Annotated in this window: 14 protein-coding genes; 6 read left to right on the top strand and 8 right to left on the bottom strand. The window is 66.5% G+C overall.

From position 1 onward, the window contains the following. Window positions 1-8: 8 nt before the first annotated feature. The 6 genes from kdpC (at window position 9) to Q0071_RS09130 (ending at window position 10,031) form a co-directional block, all read left to right on the top strand. Entirely contained in the window at window positions 9-605 is a 597-nt protein-coding gene (gene kdpC / locus Q0071_RS09155; protein WP_298167800.1) for a potassium-transporting ATPase subunit KdpC, read from the top strand. After that, on the top strand, window positions 602-3,265 hold the full coding sequence (locus Q0071_RS09150; protein ID WP_298167797.1) for a sensor histidine kinase KdpD: 2,664 nt from the start codon (window positions 602-604) through the stop codon (window positions 3,263-3,265). Before kdpC ends, Q0071_RS09150 begins: the two co-directional genes overlap by 4 nt. Next, window positions 3,262-3,948 (top strand): response regulator transcription factor, encoded by a 687-nt coding sequence (locus Q0071_RS09145; protein WP_298167794.1) that lies wholly within the window; start codon window positions 3,262-3,264, stop codon window positions 3,946-3,948. The genes Q0071_RS09150 and Q0071_RS09145 overlap by 4 nt, the downstream gene beginning before the upstream one ends. Before the next feature lie 311 nt (window positions 3,949-4,259). After that, a complete protein-coding gene (locus Q0071_RS09140) occupies window positions 4,260-5,405 on the top strand; it encodes an efflux RND transporter periplasmic adaptor subunit (RefSeq protein WP_298167883.1) in 1,146 nt (381 codons plus the stop codon). A 7-nt stretch (window positions 5,406-5,412) separates the two neighbouring features. Then, window positions 5,413-8,553, top strand: coding sequence for a multidrug efflux RND transporter permease subunit (locus tag Q0071_RS09135; protein WP_298167791.1), 3,141 nt, complete (start codon window positions 5,413-5,415; stop codon window positions 8,551-8,553). After that, window positions 8,550-10,031: an efflux transporter outer membrane subunit gene (locus tag Q0071_RS09130; RefSeq protein WP_298167789.1), complete on the top strand. Its 1,482-nt coding sequence runs from the start codon at window positions 8,550-8,552 to the stop codon at window positions 10,029-10,031. The genes Q0071_RS09135 and Q0071_RS09130 overlap by 4 nt, the downstream gene beginning before the upstream one ends. Here Q0071_RS09130 and Q0071_RS09125 read toward each other — a convergent pair. From Q0071_RS09125 to xdhA, 8 genes are all read right to left on the bottom strand, one after another. After that, the gene (locus Q0071_RS09125) at window positions 10,028-11,536 is read right to left on the bottom strand and encodes an AMP-binding protein (protein WP_298167785.1); all 1,509 of its coding nucleotides are present in this window, start codon (window positions 11,534-11,536) and stop codon (window positions 10,028-10,030) included. The genes Q0071_RS09130 and Q0071_RS09125 overlap by 4 nt on opposite strands. Window positions 11,537-11,750: 214 nt before the next feature. After that, entirely contained in the window at window positions 11,751-12,839 is a 1,089-nt protein-coding gene (locus Q0071_RS09120; RefSeq protein WP_298167782.1) for a nucleoside hydrolase, read from the bottom strand. Between the two features lie 7 nt (window positions 12,840-12,846). Further along, window positions 12,847-14,907: a S9 family peptidase gene (locus tag Q0071_RS09115; protein ID WP_298167781.1), complete on the bottom strand. Its 2,061-nt coding sequence runs from the start codon at window positions 14,905-14,907 to the stop codon at window positions 12,847-12,849. A gap of 70 nt (window positions 14,908-14,977) precedes the next feature. Next, window positions 14,978-15,979, bottom strand: coding sequence for an adenosine deaminase (locus tag Q0071_RS09110; protein ID WP_298167779.1), 1,002 nt, complete (start codon window positions 15,977-15,979; stop codon window positions 14,978-14,980). Further along, entirely contained in the window at window positions 15,976-17,271 is a 1,296-nt protein-coding gene (gene guaD / locus Q0071_RS09105) for a guanine deaminase (protein WP_298167777.1), read from the bottom strand. The genes Q0071_RS09110 and guaD overlap by 4 nt, the downstream gene beginning before the upstream one ends. Then, complete coding sequence (gene xdhC, locus Q0071_RS09100) at window positions 17,268-18,206, bottom strand: xanthine dehydrogenase accessory protein XdhC (protein WP_366886309.1); 939 nt, start codon at window positions 18,204-18,206, stop codon at window positions 17,268-17,270. The genes guaD and xdhC overlap by 4 nt, the downstream gene beginning before the upstream one ends. Beyond that, the gene (gene xdhB, locus Q0071_RS09095; RefSeq protein WP_298167773.1) at window positions 18,206-20,512 is read right to left on the bottom strand and encodes a xanthine dehydrogenase molybdopterin binding subunit; all 2,307 of its coding nucleotides are present in this window, start codon (window positions 20,510-20,512) and stop codon (window positions 18,206-18,208) included. The genes xdhC and xdhB overlap by 1 nt, the downstream gene beginning before the upstream one ends. Further along, entirely contained in the window at window positions 20,512-21,933 is a 1,422-nt protein-coding gene (xdhA, locus tag Q0071_RS09090) for a xanthine dehydrogenase small subunit (RefSeq protein ID WP_298167771.1), read from the bottom strand. The genes xdhB and xdhA overlap by 1 nt, the downstream gene beginning before the upstream one ends.

The following is a 21,933-nucleotide window of genomic DNA, read 5'->3' as shown; positions in this document are numbered from 1 at the left end:
CTGGTTCCATGCTCAAGGACATTGCTTCCACCCTGCGGCCGGCCTTCATGATGACGGCGTTGTTCGCGCTGCTGCTGGGCCTCGTCTACCCGCTGGTGCTGACCGGCATTGGACAGGCCCTGTTCCCCGCGCAGGCCAATGGCAGCCTGATCCGCAGCGGCGACCGCGTGATCGGCTCTTCGCTGATCGGGCAGGCCTTCACCAGCGATCGCTATTTCCATGGCCGTCTCTCGGCAGCGGGCAAAGGGTATGATCCCACCGCGTCGTCGGGATCGAATCTCGGCCCTGCCAGCGCAGCCCTTGCCGACCGCGTCCGCACCGATCTTGCCACGCTCCGGACCTCACCAGATTCCCCCGTTCCTGCCGATCTGGTGACCACTTCCGCCTCGGGGCTCGACCCCCATATCAGCCCCGAGGCGGCTTTGTTCCAGGCCGCACGCGTCGCTACAGCGCGGAAGTTGAGCCTGGCGGAGGTTGCGGCGCAGGTCGCGGCGCACACCCAGCAACCGCTTTTCGGCGTGTTCGGAGAGCCCGTGATCAACGTGCTGGAACTCAATCTGGCGCTCGACTCCCTGCCCGCGAGCGGTGCATCATCGAAGCGGTGAACGAAGCCCGCCCGGATCCCGATGCCCTGCTGCGTGCCGCGCAGCGCGAGGGACGTGGCCGCCTCAAGGTTTTCCTCGGGGCGGCTCCCGGCGTGGGCAAGACGTTCGAGATGCTGAGCCGCGCCGCCGAACGGCGCGACAGCGGCGTCGATGTGGTGGTCGGCGTGGTCGAGACCCATGGGCGGGCGGAAACGGCAGCCCGGCTGCGCGGGTTCGAAGTCCTGCCGCGCGCGCGGTTCGAGCATCGCGGCCAGACGCTTGAGGAAATGGACATCGATGCCATCCTCGCGCGGCGGCCGGCGCTCGTGCTGGTCGACGAGCTGGCGCATACCAACGCACCGGGCAGCCGGCATGACAAGCGCTGGCAGGATGTCGAGGAATTGCGGTCCGCCGGGCTCGATGTCTGGAGCACGCTCAATATCCAGCACCTGGAAAGCCTCAACGATCTGGTCGCCTCCTTCACGCGTGTCCGCGTGCGCGAAACCGTGCCCGACCGCGTGCTCGATTCTGCGGAGATCGAGGTTGTCGACATCCCGCCCGACGAGCTGATCGAGCGGCTGCGCGAGGGCAAGGTCTATGTCCCCGAAGAGGCCAGCCGCGCGCTTGGCCATTTCTTCTCGAAATCCAATCTTTCGGCCTTGCGCGAACTGGCGCTGCGCCGCGCCGCGCAAGTGGTCGATACGCAGATCCTCGAACTGGTTCGCGCGCAGGCGCTTGGCGGGATCTGGGGTTCGGGTGAACGCATCCTCGTCGCCCTGAGCGAGCAGGAATCGGCGGCGGAACTCGTGCGCGCCGGGCGCCGGATGGCCGATGCGCTCCATGCACCATGGACCGCCGTCCACATCGAGACACCCCGCTCGCTGCAACTGGGCGACGGCGCGCGCAAGACGCTGGCCGACGTCCTGCATCTCGCAACCCAGCTTGGCGCAGCGGTTGTGACGATCCCCGCCGCTTCGGTCACGGAGGGGCTCAAGCTTGCAGTCGCCGAAGCGCGGGCGACGCAGCTCTTTGTCGGAAAGACCGCCCGCTCGCGCTGGTTCGAGCTGCGCCACGGTTCCGTGGTCGACAGGCTGGTGCGCGAAATGCCGGGAATTGCGGTCCATGTCCTCCCGCTTGGCAACACGCCTGAGGTAAGCAGGCCCGGCACCGGGACAGCGACGCACTGGGGCATGCCGCGCCACTATGCCATCGCCTTGGCCCTGACCGGTGTGGTCACGGCCTTGGGATCCTACATCACCAGCCTTGGCTCGATCACCAATGTCGCCTTGCTCTATCTGCTGCCGGTCATGGCGGCGGCCACGCGGTTCGGCTTGCGGCCGGCCCTGGCCACCGCGGTGGCTTCCTCGCTCGCCTACAATTTCTTCTTCATTCCGCCGCTCTACACATTCACCATTTCCGACCCGCAGAACCTGATTACCGTGCTGGTGCTGCTGGGCGTTGCCGTGGTTGCGAGCCAGATTGCCTCGCAGACGCGCGATCAGGCGGAGCTTTCGCGCGCGAGCGCGCTGCAGAACTCCACGCTGGCCGGATTTGCCCGGCAGTTGACCGGGGTGAGCCAGCGAACCGAACTCGGGATGCTCCTCTGCGGCGAAACGGCCCGCGTGTTCGATGCCCATACCGTGCTGCTGCGCCCGGCAGGGGGCGAGCTCGCGGTCGAAGCGTCCCTGCCGGGTAACGTGCAGATCGCACCGATCGAAATGGCAGCGGCGCAGTGGGCGTTCGCCCAGGGCCGCCCGGCCGGCAACGGCTCCGATACGCTGACCGCCTCGGAATGGAGCTTCCATCCGATCGCATCGGGCGAACGCGTCCATGCGGTGATCGGTCTGGCCCGCCGCGATGCGGGGCGGCCTGTGCGGCCAGACCAGTTGCCACTGCTGTTATCGCTCCTCGATCAAGCGGGCCAGACCCTTGAACGCATCGCTCTCGAAGAGCAGATGACGGACGTCGCCCAGATGCGCGAGCGTGATCGGCTGCGAGCAGCCTTGCTCTCCTCGGTCGGCCACGATCTGCGCACGCCCCTCACCGCCGTTGTGGGCCTGCTTGCCGAAATCGAACCCGCAAGCGCCGTGCAGCGCGAACAGATCACCCAGGCGCGCGGCGAGGCCGAGCGGGTCAACCGCTTCGTTGCCAATCTGCTCGATATGGTGCGGATCGAGGCGGGCGCTCTCCAGCAATCGCTCGAGCCGGTTGATCTTGCCGAGGCGGTCTCGGCCGCCGCCCATGATCTGCGCCGCGTGCTCGATGAGCACCCGGTCGAGATCGCCATTCCGCCGAGCCTGCCGCTTGTACGCATCGATCCCCGGCTCTTCCATCACTGCCTGATCAACCTGATCGACAACGCGGCCAAGCATGGGCCGGCAGGCACACCGATCCGCATCGCCGCACGGCGCAGGCCCGATGGCATCGAGATGGATATCTGCGATGCCGGCCCCGGCATTCCCGCTGGGGAGGAGCTGCGGATATTCGATTCCTTCACCCGGCTCGATGGGTCTGACCGCAAGGGCGGGACCGGGCTTGGCCTGGCGATCGTGAAGGGCTTTGCCGAAGCCATGGGCCTCAAGGTCAGGGCACAGAACAGGCCAGACCACACCGGCGCCCGTTTCGTGATCGGATTTCCGGCCGCGATCATCAGCCCGATTGCCGCAGAGGACCTCGCATGACCGGGACAACGGTGGTTCTTGTCGTGGACGACGAAGCCTCCATCCGCCGCCTGCTCAGGCGGGCGCTCGAGCGGCAGGACTATCGCGTTATCGAGGCCGGCAACGCCCGCGAGACAGTGGCCGCGCTCGCCATCGATCACCCCGAAGTCGTGCTGCTTGATCTTGGCCTTCCTGATCGGGACGGCCTGGAGCTCGTGCCGGTCATCAAGCGCACGGGCACGGCCCTGCTCGTCGTTTCCGCGCGCGATGCCACGGAAGAGAAAGTCGCCGCGCTCGACCTCGGTGCCGATGATTACATCACAAAGCCATTCGACACCGAAGAAGTCACCGCGCGCGTCCGCACCGCCCTGCGCCACCGGGCCCGCCGCGAAAACGCCGACGAGGAGACTGTGAGAACGGGAGATCTGGAGATCGACTTCGCCGTTCGCCGGGTAACCAAGGGCGGCACCGAAATACACCTCGCACCGAAGGAGTACGCCGTGCTGACCGAACTGGCGCGAAACGCCGGCCGCGTCGTCACGCATGCGCATCTCCTGCGCAAGATCTGGGGCCCGGCCCATGAAGCCGATCTGGAATACTTGCGGGTGACGATCCGTGCCATCCGGCGCAAGCTGGGCGAGGAGGTGCAATCCTCCTGTATCCGCAACGAACCGGCAATCGGGTATCGGCTGATTGCCGGTTAAACGGGATTTGGAAGCGGCGGGATCAGCAGGGCGTTGCATGTGCTCCGCCCGGTGAGAAGCTAACCGGAAGGAAAACGTCGACAGTGTGTGTTAACCAACCCCGTTCCTTGATTGCATGAATGCCAAAAAAAGGTGATACTACAACAGGAACGCCGGGCCAACCGGTGGGTTTTCGCTTGCGTAGACCCGCTGCGAATTGTGAAGTGCGCGCTGTGTCCGTTGGCAAGCAGGAAAGGCGCTCCTCCAAGGTGATTCACGAATTTTGGCGGACCCGGGTTTCGGCCAGCCATCCAGCGCGCCGCAGCAATGTCATGCACCATGCGCTTTGCGCCGCAGCCGGTCTGGGCGCGCTCCTCTCCGGATGCTCGGGGGCGCCTGCAAAGCGTGCCCCGCCGACGCCGGAGGCGGGGTATGTGGTCATGCGCGAGGAGGAGGTTGCGCTCCCCACCGTGCTGGCAGGCCGCACGGCAGCTTATGAGGTGTCCGAAGTCCGGCCGCAGGTTTCAGGCGTGATCCGGGCCAGGCAGTTTACCGAGGGCGCGCTGGTCAGCGCCGGGCAGACACTCTACCAGATCGATCCCAGCCTCTACCGCGCAGCCGCCGCAGAGGCTGAGGCAAATCTCGCGAGCGCAACCGCCCTGCGCGCCTCTGTGGCGCAGAAGGCCGAACGGCTGCGTCCGCTGGCCGAGATCGAGGCGGTCAGCAAGCAGGACTATACCGACGCGCTCGCGGCATCGCGCCAGGCATCTGCGAGCGTGGCCCAGACGCGCGCGCAGCTCGATACGGCGAGGATCAACTTGCGCTTCACGCGGGTTCCTGCCCCGATCAGCGGGCGGATCGGCAGGTCGCTCGCGACCACCGGAGCGCTGGTGACCGCCAACCAGGCCGCACCGCTCACCACGATCGAGCGGCTGGACCCGATCTTCGTCGATATCCAGCAATCCAGTGTGGATCTGCTCAAGCTGCGCCGCTCGCTGGCGTCGGGATCGACCTCGCCGTCTTCGGCGCCGGTCAGCCTCACGCTCGAGGATGGCAGCCGCTACAGCCATACCGGGACCTTGCAGTTTACCGAACCAATGGTCGATGCCAGCACCGGAACGGTGACCTTGCGCGCACGCTTTCCCAATCCGGATGGCCTCCTGCTTCCCGGCATGTACGTCCGTGCGGTGCTGTCACAGGCAACCGTGGCGCGCGGCATGCTCGTGCCACAAGCAGGCGTTTCGCGCGATGCGCGCGGGGTCGCCACGGTCATGCTCGTCGGCCCGGGAAACACGGCGAAGCGCACCAGCATCACCGCCGAACAGACCATTGGCGACAAGTGGCTGGTGACCGGCGGACTGAAGCCGGGCGACCGGGTGATCGTTGAAGGGCTGGGCAAGATCAAGCCGGATGGCAAGATCGTCCCTGTTCCCGCGGGATCGAAGCCGGCGGCCGGCCCGAAACAGCGCAAGCCTTGAGACGGGCATGATTTCCCGCATTTTCATCGATCGCCCGATCTTTGCGTGGGTCATCGCGATCATCATCATGCTGGGCGGGCTCGGCGCGGTCTATACGCTGCCGATCGAGCAGTATCCCGATATCGCTCCGCCTTCTGTCAACATCCGCGCAAACTATCCGGGCGCCTCTGCCGAAACGCTTGAATCCAGCGTCACGCAGGTGATCGAGCAGCAACTGACCGGCATCGACGGCCTGATCTACTTCACCGCGTCATCCAGTTCGTCCGGCTCGGCCACGATCACCGCCACCTTCGCCAAGGGGGTCAATCCGGACATCGCGCAAGTGCAGGTCCAGAACAAGGTTCAGCAGGCTCTGGCGCGGTTGCCGCAGCAGGTGCAGCAGCAGGGGCTCACGGTCACCAAAGCCAGCTCGGACTTCCTGATGATTGTCTCGGTCTATGATTCGACCGACCGGGTGACCAACAACGACGTCTCGGACTTCCTCGTCTCGAACCTGCAGGACCGGATCGGGCGGATCGACGGCGTGGGCGATGTCAGCGTGTTCGGGTCGCAATATGCGATGCGGATCTGGCTCGATCCCTTCAAGCTTGCCGCGGTCAAGCTCATGCCCTCGGACGTGACCAGTGCGATTCAGGCGCAGAACACGCAAGTCGCAGCGGGCCAGATCGGCGCTCAGCCCTCCTCGGACGAGCAGCGCCTCACCGCCACGGTCACGGCGCGCTCGCGGCTGACCACGCCCGAGGAATTCCGCAAGATCGTGCTCAAGACCCAGAGCGACGGATCCCGTGTGCTGCTGCAGGACGTGGCGCGGATCGAACTGGGCGCAGAAAACTACAGCATCGTGAGCCGGTTCAACGGCCACCCGGCCGCAGGGCTTGCCGTGCAGCTCGCACCGGGTGCCGATGCGCTCAAGACTGCCGAACTGGTCAAGGCCGAAGTCCAGGCCCAATCGGCAACCTTCCCGGACGGCTTCAAGTTTGCCTATCCGGTCGACAGCACGACGTTCATCCGCCTCTCGGTGGAAGAAGTCGTCAAGACCCTGATCGAGGCCATCATTCTGGTGGTCATCGTGATGTTCGTGTTTCTGCAGAGCTGGCGCGCCACGCTGATACCCGCAATCGCGGTGCCGGTGGTGCTGCTGGGCACCTTCGGTGTTCTTGCCATCGCCGGGTTCAGCATCAACACACTGACCCTGTTCGGCATGGTGCTCTCCATCGGCCTGCTTGTCGACGATGCGATCGTGGTGGTCGAGAATGTCGAGCGGGTGATGGACGAAGAGCCCGATATCTCGGCCCATGACGCCACGATCAAGTCGATGGGCGAGATCCAGACGGCCCTCATCGCGATTGCTCTCGTCCTTTCCGCCGTGTTTCTGCCGATGGCATTCTTCGGCGGTTCGGTCGGCGTGATCTACAAGCAGTTCTCGATAACCATTGTCGCCTCGATGGCACTCTCGGTGATTGTCGCGCTGGTGCTGACCCCCGCGCTCACCTCCACCTTGCTGAAGCGTCCAGATGCGGCGGCAAAGCCGCAGGCGGGCCTGCGCGGATGGGCGGCGCTGCAGGGCGATCGTTTCAATGCGTGGTTCGCCCGCACATCGGATCGCTACCGGGAACGCGTGGCGAAAACGATCACAGGCGCGAGGGGGGCAATGGCCGCCTATGCCGCGATCGTCGGCTTGCTGGTGCTCGTCTTCACTTTCCTCCCCTCCAGCTTCCTGCCGGTGGAGGATCAGGGCCGCGCCCAGCTTCAGTATACACTGCCTCCGGGGGCGATCCAGCCTCGCACGGAGGCGGTCGCGAAGATCATTCAGGACTACTTCCGCACATCGATGCAGGATGGGGTCGAGGCGGTTTACACCGTATCGGGCCAGGGCGGCGGCGGCGGCGGCGGGCAAAACGCGGGGCGCGGCTTCATCCTGCTGAAGCCGTGGGACGAGCGCACGGGAAGTGCGCTGAGTTCGGACTCGATCACCAAGAAGGCGACCGCCGAACTGGGCAAGCTGCTGCGCGATGCGGAATTCTTCGCGCTGGCCCCGCCTGCCGTGCGCGGGCTTGGCCAGTCGAACGGATTCACCATGCAATTCCTCAACACCGGGGGATTGAGCCGCGCCGAATTCAAGGCCCGGCGCGATGCCCTGTTGCAGGATGCGCAAAGCGATCCCGCCCTCGCCGCCATCCGCCTCGGCACGCTCGAGGACAATCCCACGCTTGCGGTGACAATCGACGACGAGAAGATCGGCGCGCTGGGGCTGACTTCCACGCAAGTCGATCAGACTCTCGCCACGGCATGGGGCGGCACCTATGTGAACGATTTCATCGACAGGGGCAGGGTCAAGCGCGTCTATGTTCAGGGTGACGCACCCTATCGCAGCCGGCCCGAGGATCTTGCGAACTGGTTCGTCCGGGGCAACACGGGAGAAATGGCGCCCTTCTCCGCGTTCGCCAAAGTCAGCTGGGGGCAGGCACCATCGAACCTGTCCCGCTTCAATGCGACACCGGCGTACCAGATCCAGGGCCAGGCCGCGCCGGGCCACAGTTCGGGCGAGGCGATGAACGCAATCGCTGCGCTGGCGGCGAAGCAGCCGGGAACCTCGGTGGCATGGTCGGATCTGTCCTTTCAGGAACGCCTGTCCGGAAATCAGGCGCCGTTTCTCTACGCGATCTCGCTGCTCGTCGTGTTCCTGTGCCTCGCGGCGCTTTATGAAAGCTGGTCCGTGCCGTTTGCGGTCATGCTGGTGATCCCCATCGGACTTCTCGGCGCGGCTCTCGCCGTCTGGCTGCGCGGGCTGGACAACGACGTGTTCTTCCAGGTGGGGCTGCTCACCACGATGGGCCTTTCCGCGAAGAACGCGATCCTCATCATCGAATTTGCGGAGCAGGCCGAAAAGGCGGGGAAATCGGCCGTGGAAGCCGCGCTTGAGGCCGCGCGGCTGCGGCTGCGCCCGATTGTCATGACCAGCCTTGCCTTCATCTTCGGCGTCCTGCCGCTCGCGCTTTCGACCGGCGCGGGGGCCAAGAGCCGCGTCGAGATCGGCACCGCCGTGATCGGCGGCATGCTGACGGCCACTGCCCTCGCGATCTTCTTCGTGCCGCTGTTCTTCGTGCTCGTGCGCCGCGCGTTCAGCCGCAGGAGCAAACCGGTATGAAGCGCGCAGCCACCCTCCTGCTGATCGCGGCGCTGCCGGGCCTGCTGGGTGCATGCAGTCTCCAGCCCAAGTACATGCGGCCCGCGCCAGCAGTTCCAACAGGCTGGCGGATCGCCGATCCGGCCCTGCTGGCGAGCGAGACCGATCTCGCCGCGCTCGGCTATCGCGCGATCTTTCACGATGTCCGGCTGCAAGCCCTGATCGAGCGCGGGCTGGAACATAGCCAGGACCTCAAAGCAGCCGTGGCCAACGTCGCCGCCGCACGCGGGCTCTACCGCGTCCAGCGTGCCGCGCTGCTCCCCGCGATCAACGCAGCGGCCGCTGCCACCCTGAACGATGGCGGCGCAGGCAACATCGGCAGCGGCAACGTCGGCAGCGGCAACGTGGGCAACGGAACAGCGGGTGGCGGGCTGCGCGAGAACTACAGCGTCAACATTGGCGCGTCCGCGTTCGAGCTCGATCTGTTCGGGCGGCTGCGCAGCCTCAGCGATGCCCAGCTCAACGCCTATTTCGCAACCGAGCAGGCGGCCCGCGCGACCCGGCTGACCCTCGCCGCTGATATCGCCGACGTCTACTTCACCCTCGCGGCCGACCGCAGCCTGCTGGCAATCGCACGGCAGACTGCGGTCAGCGCCCAGCGCAGCGTCGGCCTTACCAGCGCACGCCTCGCGGGCGGGATCGCGCCGCGTACCGATCTGCGGCAGGCCGAAACCATTCAGGCAACGGCGCGCTCGGACCTGGCGAACCTGACGACAATCGTCGAACAGGATCGCAACGCGCTCGAACTGCTCATCGGCGGACCTGTGCGCGATGCCGATCTGCCTGACGCGATCGAGAGCATCGACGGTCAGGTCGGGCCGGTTCCAGTCGGGCTCGCCTCGAGCATCCTGCTCCGCCGACCGGACGTGATGGAAGCGGAATACCAGCTGCGCGCCGCCAATGCCCGCATCGGCGCCGCGCGCGCTGCATTCTTCCCGCGCATCTCGCTCACTGGCGCGGGTGGCCTTGCGAGTTCGGCGCTGTCCGGGCTCTTCACCGGCGGTGCATTCGCTTACAACGCCGGAGCATCGGCCAGCCTCCCGATCTTCGCCGGGGGCGCCAACAGCGGCAATCTCGTCGCCGCGCGTGCACAGACCGAGGCGGCGACGGCTAGCTACCAGCGCGCGATCCAGGTCGCCTTCCGCGACGTCTCCGATGCCCTCGCGCGCCGGGCGACGATATCAGATCAGATCGCCGCGCAGTCCGCGCTGGAGGCGGCGGCCCGCGATACCGCCTTTCTGACCACCGATCGGTATCGCGGCGGCGTTGCCTCGTTCCTCGAAAGCCTCGACGCGCAGCGCGCGCTCTACGCCGCGCAGCGCTCGCTGATCAGCGCCCGGCTGCTGCGCGCAAGCAACCTCGTCGCGCTCTACCGCGCGCTAGGAGGTGACGATTTCTCCGGTGTCCCAGCTCCGGGCAATGCCGTTCAAAGCCGCTAGATTTCTTCTGAAAAGAGACCGGCGAACCGCCGCCGAAGCTCGGCTTTCAGCACTTTGCCCATGGCGTTGCGGGGAAACTCCGGCACGATGCGGATTGCCTTGGGCTGCTTGAAGCGCGCCAGCTTCTCGCGGGCAACCGCCTCGATCGCCGCAAGTTCCAGATCAGGCCGCGCCGCCGTCACCACCGCAACCACGCCTTCGCCGAAATCGGGATGCGGCACCCCGATGATGGCAACGTCGCTGACCCCGTCCACTTCGGCGAGCACCATTTCCAGCTCCGCCGGATAGATGTTGAAGCCGCCCGAAATGATCAGGTCCTTGGACCGCCCCGCGATGGTCACGCGCCCGCTCTCGTCCTTGAAGCCGGTGTCCCCCGTCACGAAGAACCCGTCCGGCCCGATGGCCTCTGCCGTCGCTTCGGGGCGGCGCCAGTACCCGGCGCACAGGTTCGGCCCCCTAATCTCGATCTCGCCAACTTCGCCCGGCGGCAATTCGCTCCGCCTTTCCCCGCCGACCACGCGCAGCTCCACGCCCGGCAGCGGATAGCCGACAGTCCCCGGAATCCGGCCCTCAGGCGCGTAGGGGTTCGAGGTGATCATCGCCGCCTCTGTCATGCCGTAGCGTTCCAGAATGCGGTGCCCGGTGCGCGCCTCGATCTCGGCGAACACCGAAGGCAGCAGCGGCGCCGAACCGCAAATCATCAGCCGGATAGTGCGCACCGCCTCGCGCCCGAAGTCCGCGCGCTCCAGCAGCCGCGTGTAGAAGGTCGGCACCCCCATGAACACGCTCACCTTGGGCAGCAGCGCCACGACTTTCGCCGCATCGAACTTGCCCAGCAGATGCACCGTCGCCGCGCTGTAGAGCCCCAGATGCAGCGCCACGAACAGCCCGTGCGCATGAAACAAGGGCAGGCTGTGCAGGATGGAGTCGGCGTCCGAAAACTGCCAGGTCTCGAACAGCGCCGCCACATTGGACGAGAGGTTGCGGTGCATCAGCATCGCGCCCTTGGGCCGCCCGGTGGTGCCCGAAGTAAACAGAATCGCAGCCAGATCCGTCTCGGCCATGACTTCTACGGCCAGATCCGGCTCCAGCCCCGCCGCCAGCGCGGGCAGCGTGCCCGAACCGTCCGGCTCCAACGTCATGCGCTGCGGCGTTTTGCCTTCCGGCACCGCTGTCGCGCTGCCATGCACCAGCAGCACCGGCGCGGCATCCTCGATCAGCATCGCCAGTTCGCTCGCGGTATAGGCCGGGTTCACCGGCACCGCGATCGCGCCGGAGGCAAGCACCGACAGATAGGTCAGCGCGAAAGCCGGCGAGTTTTCCGCCTTGATCATCACCCGGTCGCCGCGCGTCACGCCCAGCTGCGCCATTGCCGCACGATACCTGCCGATGGCGGCAGGCAGTTCGCCGAAGGTGCAGACCGTATCCCCCTGCCACAACCACGCCGGCTTGGCCTCGTGCCCCGCATGGCGGGCAAGGAACACGGCAACGAGATTGGCATTCATGGCGCAAGCCTCCGCAGTATTTCGACGTTCCTTAGAACTCACACGGCGCCGCTGTCACCACCCACGCGCGGCCGGGATGGGCTCGCGCAGAGCGCGCGGAGTTGTCAGCGCATGCGGCAAAGCCGCTTCAATTCATCAAGTGATCAGCAAAGCGCATCGCCTGCGGCGCACACGGCATCTCTGCGCTCTCTGCGGGCTCTGCGCGAACAAATCCCTACTTTTCTCCCAGCGCCCTCGCCATCAGCGCTTCCATGCGCGGCACATCGACCGACATCACCACATCGGCCTGCCCCTCGTCGAGCCCGGGGCGATAGGCATCGTGCCAGGTCAGCATGTCGCCGTAGCCCGGCCCGAACTGCACATCGAAATCATACCACAGCCGCTCCGCCTTCGTGACGATGGACGGGTCGAGCCAGACCGCCACAGCAATCTCGTCCCACATCGGAAAGCCAGGTTCCATCCGCCGCAGGAACGCCGCCACCGGCGGGCGCGAGGCCTTGGCCAGCCGCTCCAGCAGCGCCGGCGAAAGCTGCGTCGCGGTCGAAGGATCGGCGGGCACGATGGTCACCTTGGGCCAGGGCGCATGCGCCGCCATGCTTGCCGCTTCGGGATCAAAGCGGATGTTGAACTCGCGCCGCGGCGTGTTGACAAACTCGCGCGCGAAATCCGCGGCGGACTTGCCCTCCAGCACCTGCCGGGGCGCAAGGCTCCCGCCCATGATCACAAGCTCTTTCACCAGCGAGGCGAACTCGGGATCGAGCCGCTGCGCCAGCGCCAGATTGGTAAGCGGCCCGGTCGCAAAGATTGTCACGGCATGCGGATGCGCCCGCACCGTGCGGATCAGGAACTGCGCCGCCGGCTCATTCAGCGCCTTGAGCTTGGGGTTGCCCCACGGCAGGTCCACCGGATCGAACGGCCCGTGATAGGGCGGAGCAGATTGCGCAGTCGGCTCGGCCCACTGCTTCATGAAGGCGCCTTTCCACACCAGCTTGCCGTAAAGCGCTTCCCACCGCTCGGTGCGCGCCTCGCTGTTGAGCAGCGGAAAGGTCGCGCCCTCGGCCACCGGAACCTCGGTGCGGCCGAGCAGCTCAAGCCCGCGCAGCACCATCGCGGTTGCGCGGTTGGCCCAGACGTTACCCGAAACCGTGGTGATCCCCAGCACTTCCACGCGCGGGTCCTCCAGCAGCATCAGATGCGGGATCGCGAAACCCTCGTCATCGATGATCACCTGCCGCCTAGGCTCGGCGGCCCACGCAGGTGCCGCCAGCAAGAGCAGAAGCGCCAGAAGAACCCGCCGCAGCATCAGCGCCTCACTTCGCCTTGCCCGCATCGGTCCGATACTTGTCGAACCACGCAAGGATCGCCGATGCCTTCGCCGCCGATTGCGAAGGCCGCGCGGTGAACCCGCCGTGGCTGGCCCCCGGCACCTTGACCAGCGCGGTTGGCACGCCCCGAATCTGGAGCGCCGCATAGTACTGTTCGGATTCGCTCACCGGCGTGCGGAAGTCCTCGCTCCCCACCACGACCATCGTCGGCGTCTTCACATTGCCGACCAACGAGAGCGGCGAGCGGTTCCAGTAGCTCATCGGGTCTTCCCAAGGCTGCTTCTTGAACCAGTAGCGCGAGGTGAAGCCGGTGCCGTCCATGGTCAGCGCCTCGCTGATCCAGTTGATCACTGGCTTCTGCGCCGCCGCCGCCTTGAACCGGTCGGTCTTGCCCACGATCCAGCTGGTCAGCACGCCGCCACCCGAACCGCCCGTCACGAACAGGTTGTCAGGATCGGCCACGCCCTTCGCGATCGCCGCATCCACCGCGCTCATCAGATCGCCGTAGTCGTCGCTGGGGTAGTTCTTGTCGATCAGGTTGGCAAAATCGCTGCCATACGAGGTGGAGCCGCGCGGATTGGTGAACAGCACCGCATAGCCGTGCGCCGCATAAAGCTGGTCGTCGGTCGAGAAGACCTGACCATAGGCGCTGTGTGGCCCGCCATGGATTTCAAGGATCAGGGGCACGCGCTTGCCCGCCTGATACCCCGGCGGCAGCACGAGCCAAGCGCCGATCTTGCGCCCGTCGCTCGCCGTCACGTCAAGCGGCTCAACCTTGCCGAGCGTCTTGGCCGAGAGCTGTGTCTCGTTCAGCTGTGTGACTTGCCGCTTGCCCACGAAGAGATTGGCCGGACGCGCGCCGCCACTCGCATCGCCAGTCCAGGCAATCACCCCGCCCTTGGAAACGCTGAAGCTGCCCCCGGTATAAGGCCGGTCGATCCCGCCCCCGGCCAGCCCTTCGGCCAGCACCGTCAGCTTGCCCGCCAGATCGACCCGCGCCACCTTGCGCACGGCCTTGTCGTCATAGGCAACATAGACCGAGCGCCCGTCTGCGGCCCACTGCACATCCTCGATGCTGCGATCGAGACCGGCAGTCAGCGCGCGTCCGTTCGAACCGTCACGGTCCATCACAGAGAGCACATCCGGCTGGTAGCTCAGGTGCGTATCGTCATAGCCGAGGTAGGCGATCCGGCTGCCATCGGGCGAAACCACGGCGCCATGATCCGGCCCATAGCGCCTGGTCAGCTGCGTCAGCGCTCCGCCCGCCACATCCAGCGCAAAGACCTCGCTGTCGTTCGGCTCACGCTCCCAATCGCCCCGGCGATTGGAGGAAAGCACCAGCGTCTTGCCATCGGGCGCAAACGAGAGCGGCCCCGAAACATCGAACTTGCCGAAGGTCAGCTGGCGCGGTGCCCCGCCGTCGGCAGAAACGACAAACACCTGATCGTACCCCGGCTTGATATATCCGCCGCCATCGGCGCGGTACGTCACGCGGTCGATCACTTCGAGCGGCTCAGCCCACTTCGCGCCCTCGGGCTTGGCGGGCGCTTCACCAAACTTGGTCGCCTCGCCCGGCACGTGCATCACATAAGCGATCTGCTTGCCATCGGGCGACCACGCGAGGCTCGAAGGCGAATCCGGCAGCCCCGTGATCCGCGCCGTCGCCCCGCTCTCCATCCAGCGGACATAAAGCTGCGGCGAGCCGCCCTCTTCCATCCCGACATAGGCCAGCCGCTTGCCATCTGGCGACCAGACGGGCGAGAACTGCGAGCCCGAGCCCGCCAGCGGCACTTGCTCGCCCGTCTTCGCATCGACCAGCCAGATGGATGAGCGCATCTTGTCGGCCATCACATCACCCGCCTTGCGCACATAGGCAACGCGGGTTCCGTCCGGGCTGATCTGGGGGCCATCCGCCATTTCCAGGCCGAACAGATCGGACCCGGCGAACACGCGTGAAGGCTGTTCGGTCACCGCCGCTGGTGCGGACTGCGCGGCAGCAGACACTGAGGTCGAGAGCAGAAGCAAGGCAAGCGTCTGGCGAAGCATGGCAAATTCCCATGTGATGGATCGTTGCACCGTCCTTGGCCTGCGCGCCCGCCCCCGCGCAAGAGGTGTTTTATGCGCCTGCAACAGCGTCGATAGCCGCAAGGTGCCGCGCCACTGCGTCCGCCGGCAGGAACGAGCCGGTAAAGCTGTTTTTGGCGAGCTGCACCAGATCACCCCGCGAAAGCCCCCGCGCAGACGCCACCGCGCGGTAGTTGTCGGCAATATAGCCGCCGAAATAGGCGGGATCGTCCGAATTGATCGTGGCCTTCAGGCCCGCCGCCAGCATCCGGTCGATCGGATGCGCTGCCAGATCGTCCACCACGCATAGTTTGAGGTTGGAGAGCGGACACACCGTCAGCGTCATCCCCTCAGCCGCGAGCCGCGCCACTAGCGCCGCATCTTCCAGCGCCCGGTTGCCATGGTCGATCCGGTCGACCCCAAGCTGATCGAGCGCATCATAAACATATTCGGGAGGACCTTCCTCGCCTGCGTGCGCGGTCAGCATCAAGCCCTTGGCCCGCGCCGCCGCAAACACCCGCGCGAACTTGCTCGGCGGATGCCCGACTTCGCTCGAATCCAGCCCGACTGCCGTGATCCGGTCGAGCCAAGGCTCCGCCATTGTCAGTGTCTCGAACGCCGCCTCCTCGCTCAAGTGCCGCAGGAAACTCATGATCAGCAGCGAAGTGATCCCAAGCCGCGCTTCAGCCTCGGCCATAGCCGCCAGCAGCCCCTCGATCACTGTGGCAAAGGCGATCCCCCGGTCGGTGTGCGTCTGCGGATCGAACATGATCTCGGCATGGACCACGCCGTCCGCCGCCGCGCGCTCGAAGTAGGCCATGGCGAGATCGCGAAAATCCGCCTCGGTTTGCAGCACACCTGCACCCGCATAGTAGATGTCGAGGAAGTCCTGCAGGTTGGAGAAGGCATAGGCCGCCCGCACGTCCTCCACGCTCCCATAGGGAATGGCGATCCCGTTGCGCTCCGCCAGCGCAAACATCAGCTCGGGCTCAAGGCTCCCCTCGATATGGAGGTGGAGCTCGGCCTTGGGCAGGCTGGCGATGAAATCCTTCACTTGCGTCCTCCATCACGATCCCAAGCGCAGCGCCCCAGCACGTACGTCCGCCGCACGGCCCGATCATCGCCCAGTACCTGCAGCGCAAACAACCGCTCCGCCAGCGAGGCCCCCGCCGTCCGCCGCGCCATCAACGGCGTTGCGGCATCATCGAGCACCACGAAATCCGCCTCCTGCCCCTCGGCCAGCATGCCTACTTCGCTCTCGATGTGGAGCAGCCGCGCCGATCCGCCCGTTGCCAGCCACAAGGCGCGGAAGGGATCGAGCACATACCCACCCGGTAGCCCCGCCTGATAGGCCAGTCCGCCATTGTGGAGCAGCGAAAGCGAAGTCCCCGCCCCGATATCCGATCCCAGCCCCAGCCGAACCCCGTGCCGCTCCGCCTGCCCGAAATCGAACATGCCCGAACCCAGAAAGAAGTTCGAACTCGGGCACACCGCGATCCCCGCGCCCGTCTCCGCCAGCCTTGCGCAAGACCGGTCCGGCAGATGCACCCCATGCGCAAACACCGCACGCTCTGTCACCAGGCCGAACCGGTCATAGGCATCGAGATAGTCCACCGCCTCGGTAAACCGCGCCGCCACTTCAGCAATCTCCGCATGGTTCTCGGCCAGATGCGTGTGCAGCAGCACCCCAGGATGCGCGGCCAGCAATTCCCCCGCCGCCGCCAGCTGTTCATCGCTCGACGTCAGTGCATAGCGCGGCGTCACCGCATAACCCAGCCGCCCACGCCCATGCCACTTGGCAATCAGCGCCGCGCTTTCGGCCCGCGCCTCCTCCACGGTATCGCGCAAACCATCCGGCCCCAGATCCATCAGCACCTTGCCGCAGATCATGCGCAGCTCACGCGCCTCCGCCGCTGCAAAGAACGCTTCCACCGAGGCCGCATGCACAGTGGCAAACACGAGCGCGCTGGTCGTCCCATGGCGTAGCAACTCATCGAGGAACTCTTCCGCCACGCCCGCCGCGTGGGCCGGATCGGCAAAGGCCTTTTCCGCCGGAAAGATATGCCGCTCAAGCCAGTCGAGCAGCTGCGCCCCATGGCTCGCGATCCGGCCAAGCTGCGGATAATGGACATGCGCGTCAATGAGGCCGGGGACGATCAGCCCGTCCAGTTGCTCCACGGCAAGCCCCGGAAAGCGAGGGCAAACGACGTCAAAGGCCCCGCGCGCCACCACGCGCCCGGCTTCGACTACCAGCAGCCCGTCCGCCTCATACCGCACCGCCTCCGGCGCTTCCGCCGGATCGTGCGAAAGGCTCAGAATTTCACCCCGGAACCCCTTGATACTCATGCCGCCACTGCCCGCACGGCCCGCGCTTGCGGAAGTTGCAGCAACTGCGCCAGCAGTGCCACCGCGATCACGTCGGGCTCCTTCCCCGTCACGCCGGGCAGGCCGATCGGGCAGGTCAGCCGCCCCCGCGCTTCCGCCGAAACCCCGTCCCGCTCCAGCCGCGAAAGGAACCGCGCCCGCTTGGTCTGCGATCCGATCAGCCCCGTAAACGCCAGCGGCGCGCGGCGCAGCGCCGCCAAAGTCAGCCTGTAATCGAGCGCATGGTCATGCGTCAGGATCACCAGCGCCGCCTCGCCCGGTGCCTCCGCCACGCATTGCTCGGCCGCCGCCTCGGGCACCACCGTCACACCCGAAATCGACTCAAACACGGGCCGCGTATCGAACCACGCCAGCCGGATCGGCAGTCCGATGGCATGCCGCGCAATCGCCTGCCCCACATGCCCCGCGCCAAACAGAAAGAGTGGCCGCCGATAGCCCCCGAGCACCTCGGCCAGGCGCGAACCCTCGCGCGGTTTGTCGCCCCGCGCCGACAGCACCGCCGCCGGACCATCGCCCACGTGCCGCTCGATTCCACCGGCCCGAAGTACACTCACCAGCACGCGGCCCTCGCTCGCCCCGGCCAGCCAGCCAAGCGCATCGCGGTCCACATGCTCGACCAGCAGCCGCACCCGCCCGCCGCAGCATTGGCCCAGCAGCGGACCCAGCGGATAGTCCTGCACCCGCCACGTGCCCGGCGTATGGTCCAGCACGGCGCGCGCCTGCTCCACCGCGCGAAACTCCAGCGCCCCGCCGCCGATGGTGCCGGTAAGGCCGCCCGCCGTCACCAGCATCCGCGTCCCCGCCCCGCGCGGCGCAGAGCCTTCGGTCGCGAGCACGCTGATCATCGCGACCGGCCCCGCCGCCGCCAACCGCGCCAGATCACCCAGCCACTCCATCACGCACGCATCCCGGCAATCGCGCGCAGCACCGCCTCGGGCGTCGCCGGCGCATCGAGCTTCGGCAGTTCGCGAACCTCGGGCGCCGTCGCGGCAATCGCCGCCGAAATCGCGCAGAACACCGAATTGGCCAGCATCAGCGGGGGCTCGCCGACGGCCTTGGAGCGGTGGATCGTCGGCTTCGCGTTCTCCCCGTCCCACAAGTCGATCTGCATCCGCTTGGGCCGATCAGAAGCCGTGGGCACCTTGTAGGTCGCGGGCGAATGGTTAAGCAGCCGCCCCTTCGCGTCCCACTCCACCACTTCGGTCGTCAGCCAACCCTGCCCCTGCACGAACCCGCCTTCGATCTGCCCCCGGTCAATCGCCGGGTTCAGCGAGCGCCCCACATCGTGCAGGATATCGACGGCCAGCACCTTGTGCTCACCCGTCAGCGTATCGACCACCACTTCGGAAACCGCGGCGCCATAGGCAAAGTAGTAGAACGGACGCCCCCGGTGCGCAGCCCGGTCGTATTCGATCTCAGGCGTCGCATAAAACCCGGTCGAGGACAGCGAAATCCGCCCCAGCCACGCCTTGCGCGCCGCCTCGGCAAACGAGAGCTTTGCCTCGCCCGCCACCACGCCCTCTGCCGTAAACCGCACTTCCTCCGCCGCGCAGCCGAACACCTGCGCCAGAAAATCCGCCATCCGTTCGCGGATCGCCATAGCCGCGCGCCACGCCGCCATGCCGTTGAGGTCTGCACCTGAAGAGGCCGCCGTCGCCGAAGTATTGGGCACCTTGTCGGTCCGCGTCGCGGTGATCCGCACCGTGCCCACGTCCACGCCGAACACGTCCGCCACGATCTGCGCGATCTTGATATGGAGGCCCTGCCCCATCTCGGTCCCGCCATGGTTCGCCTGGATCGAACCATCGGAATAGACATGGACCAGCGCGCCTGCCTGATTGAGGTGCGTCGTCGTAAAGCTGATACCGAACTTCACCGGCGTGAGCGCGATCCCCTTCTTGAGCACCAGGCTGGCCGCATTGAACGCCGCAATCGCTTCACGCCGCGCATCATAGCGCGAGGTTTCCCGAAGCCGCGCAACCAGTTGCGGTGCAATGTTATCCTCGATTGTCATGCCATAAGGCGTCACATCGCGCCCCGGCCCATAGAGATTGCGCTGGCGCACCTCCAGTGGATCAAGCCCCAGCCGCGCCGCGACCGCATCGCAGACCCGCTCGATCGCCAGCATCCCCTGCGGCCCGCCAAAGCCCCGGAACGCCGTCGCTGAAACCGTATTGGTCTTCAGCCGCTCCGAAAGGATTTCCACCTCGGGCAGGAAATAGCAGTTGTCCGCATGAAACATCGTCCGGTCGTTGATGCCCGGCGAGAGGTCCATCGTCGCCCCGCAGCGCCCGCCAAAGCGCAGCTTCACGGCGGAAAGCCGCCCCTCGCCATCGTGGCCGACGTCATAGTCCACCTCGAAATCATGCCGCTTGCCAGTCACGATCATGTCGTCATCGCGGTCGCAGCGGAACTTTGCGGGCCGCCCGGTGTGGTGCACAACCAACGCGGCGGCGGCGGCAAACAGCGCGGCCTGGCTTTCCTTGCCGCCGAACGCCCCGCCCATACGGCGCACTTCCACGGTGACATCAGCGCTGGCCTTGCCCAGCAGATGCCCCACCAGATGTTGCACTTCGCTGGGATGCTGGCTGGAGGAGACGAGGTGAATCTGCCCATCCTCCCCCGGCCGCGCGTGGGCAACCTGTCCCTCGAGATAGAAATGGTCCTGCGCCCCGACCTTGATGCTTCCAGAAAGCCGGTGCTCCGCCGCCGCCAGCGCCGCATCGGCATCCCCGCGCGCCATGCGCTGGTCAGCCTCGATCCGCGAGCCCGCCGCGCGCGCTTGCTCCACAGTGATCGCAGGCTCATGCGGCTCGTAGCTCACCTTGCCCAGCCGCGCCGCCTTGCGCGCCGCGAGGCGCGTTTCCGCCACGACCAAAAACACCGGCTGGCCATGGCTCACCACTTCGCCATCGGCCAACACGCGGTCGTCATGCGCAATCGGGCCGACATTGTTTTCGCCGGGAATATCCGCCGCCGTATAGACTGCCACCACCCCCGGAAACGCGCGCACGGCATCGAGGTCCATCCCGACAATCCGCGCCCGCGCCTCGCTCGAAAGCCCAAAGGTCAGGTGCAGAGTACCTGGCAGTTCCGGCTCATCATCAACGTAGCGCGCCAGCCCAGCCACATGCAGATGCGCGCTATCGTGCGCCAGCGCCGGCATCGCGGCTTCTGGCCAGAGCGGATTGCTGTCCGCCATCAGCAGGCCTCCACATCCAGCACGGAAACAGCCACGCCCTGCTCGCGGTGCCACAACCGCCACAGCAGCGCGGAGGCCACCTCGATCCGATAGGCCGCGCTGCCGCGCACATCGGAAAGCGGGCTGAAATCCCCCTTCAGCGCCTCAGCCGCCGCCGCAATCGCTGCCTCGCTGAACGGCTTGCCCACTAGCGCCGCCTCGCACCCCGCCGCTCGCCGCGGTGTCGCCGCCATGCCGCCAAACGCCACCCGCGCGGCGGTGATCGTTCCCGCCTCCACAGTCAGCGCAAAGGCCCCCAGAACCGCCGAGATATCGCTGTCAAAACGCCTGGAAAGCTTGGAAACATGTACTACACTTCCCGCCGCCAGACGCGGCACGAAGACGCTCTCGACAAACTCGCCCGGCCGCCGGTCCTGCTTCCCGTAATCGAGAAAATAATCCTCCAGCGGCATCGTCCGCCGCCCCGCCGCTGACCGCAGCGTCAGCTCCGCCCCCAGCGCAATCAACGCGGGCGGACCATCCCCGATAGGCGAACCATTGGCGATATTCCCGCAGACCGTTGCCGAAGAGCGCACCTGCAAGCCCCCGATCCGCCGCACCAGTTCGCCCAGATCCGGATGCAGCCGCGCCAGCGCCCCATGCGCCTCGGCATAACGCACGCCTGCACTCAGCCTGACGCCCTCCGGCGTCTCCTCGATGGCCTTGAGGTCAGCCACATCGCCGATGAACACGAGGCAATCCAGATCGCGCAGCCCCTTGGTCACCCACAGACCGACATCGGTTGCTCCGGCTACGATCCGCGCCTGCGGATGCGCCGCCAACACTTCGACCAGCTCGTCCGAACTACGCGGCACAAACCACTGCCGTCCTTCGAAACTCCCGCTCGCCATCGCATGGCCCGCAAGCTCGGAAAGCCCCGCCAGCACCGCGCCATCATCCTGCGCCAGCCTTGGCACCGTCTCCCCGGCTTCAAGGATCGGCCCATACCCGGTGCAGCGGCACAGGTTCCCGGCAATCGCGTCCGCCACCGGCAGTTCGCTCCCCAGCGCCCCGATCGCCCGCCCATGCAGCGACATCGCGAAGCCCGGCGTGCAGAACCCGCACTGCGAGCTGCCATTGGCTGCCATGCACGCCTGCAACGGGTTGAGCTTGCCCCCCGGCGCAAGGCTGTCCACCGTCATCACCGCCTTGCCGTGGATCATCGGCAGAAACAGGATGCAGGCATTCACCGCGCGCCATTGCACCGCAGCGCCAACCGCCTCGCCCACCAGCACTGTGCAGGCCCCGCAGTCCCCTTCCGCGCAGCCTTCCTTGGTCCCTGTCCGCCGCAGCGGCCCGCGCAAGGTCTCCAGCAGCGTGGCCGTAGGATCGGGCTCCGCCAGTTCGACCACCGAGCCATCGAGGAGGAAGCGCACCCCCAC

The sequence above is a fragment of the Novosphingobium sp. genome, assembly GCF_027486195.1.
In the GTDB taxonomy this organism is placed as follows: Bacteria; Pseudomonadota; Alphaproteobacteria; order Sphingomonadales; family Sphingomonadaceae; genus Novosphingobium.
Note: the sequence above shows the minus strand (reverse complement) of the source record. Positions and strands in the feature narration are given on the sequence as shown.

Bases quoted from the DNA above. Each gene is read 5' to 3' on its own strand.
- kdpC (WP_298167800.1), top strand. From the start codon at position 9: ATGCTCAAGGACATTGCTTCCACCCTGCGGCCGGCCTTCATGATGACG.
- Q0071_RS09145 (WP_298167794.1), top strand. From the start codon at position 3,262: ATGACCGGGACAACGGTGGTTCTTGTCGTGGACGACGAAGCCTCCATC.
- Q0071_RS09140 (WP_298167883.1), top strand. From the start codon at position 4,260: ATGCACCATGCGCTTTGCGCCGCAGCCGGTCTGGGCGCGCTCCTCTCC.
- Q0071_RS09135 (WP_298167791.1), top strand. From the start codon at position 5,413: ATGATTTCCCGCATTTTCATCGATCGCCCGATCTTTGCGTGGGTCATC.
- Q0071_RS09130 (WP_298167789.1), top strand. From the start codon at position 8,550: ATGAAGCGCGCAGCCACCCTCCTGCTGATCGCGGCGCTGCCGGGCCTG.
- Q0071_RS09125 (WP_298167785.1), bottom strand. From the start codon at position 11,536: ATGAATGCCAATCTCGTTGCCGTGTTCCTTGCCCGCCATGCGGGGCAC.
- Q0071_RS09120 (WP_298167782.1), bottom strand. From the start codon at position 12,839: ATGCTGCGGCGGGTTCTTCTGGCGCTTCTGCTCTTGCTGGCGGCACCT.
- Q0071_RS09115 (WP_298167781.1), bottom strand. From the start codon at position 14,907: ATGCTTCGCCAGACGCTTGCCTTGCTTCTGCTCTCGACCTCAGTGTCT.
- guaD (WP_298167777.1), bottom strand. From the start codon at position 17,271: ATGAGTATCAAGGGGTTCCGGGGTGAAATTCTGAGCCTTTCGCACGAT.
- xdhC (WP_366886309.1), bottom strand. From the start codon at position 18,206: ATGGAGTGGCTGGGTGATCTGGCGCGGTTGGCGGCGGCGGGGCCGGTC.
- xdhB (WP_298167773.1), bottom strand. From the start codon at position 20,512: ATGGCGGACAGCAATCCGCTCTGGCCAGAAGCCGCGATGCCGGCGCTG.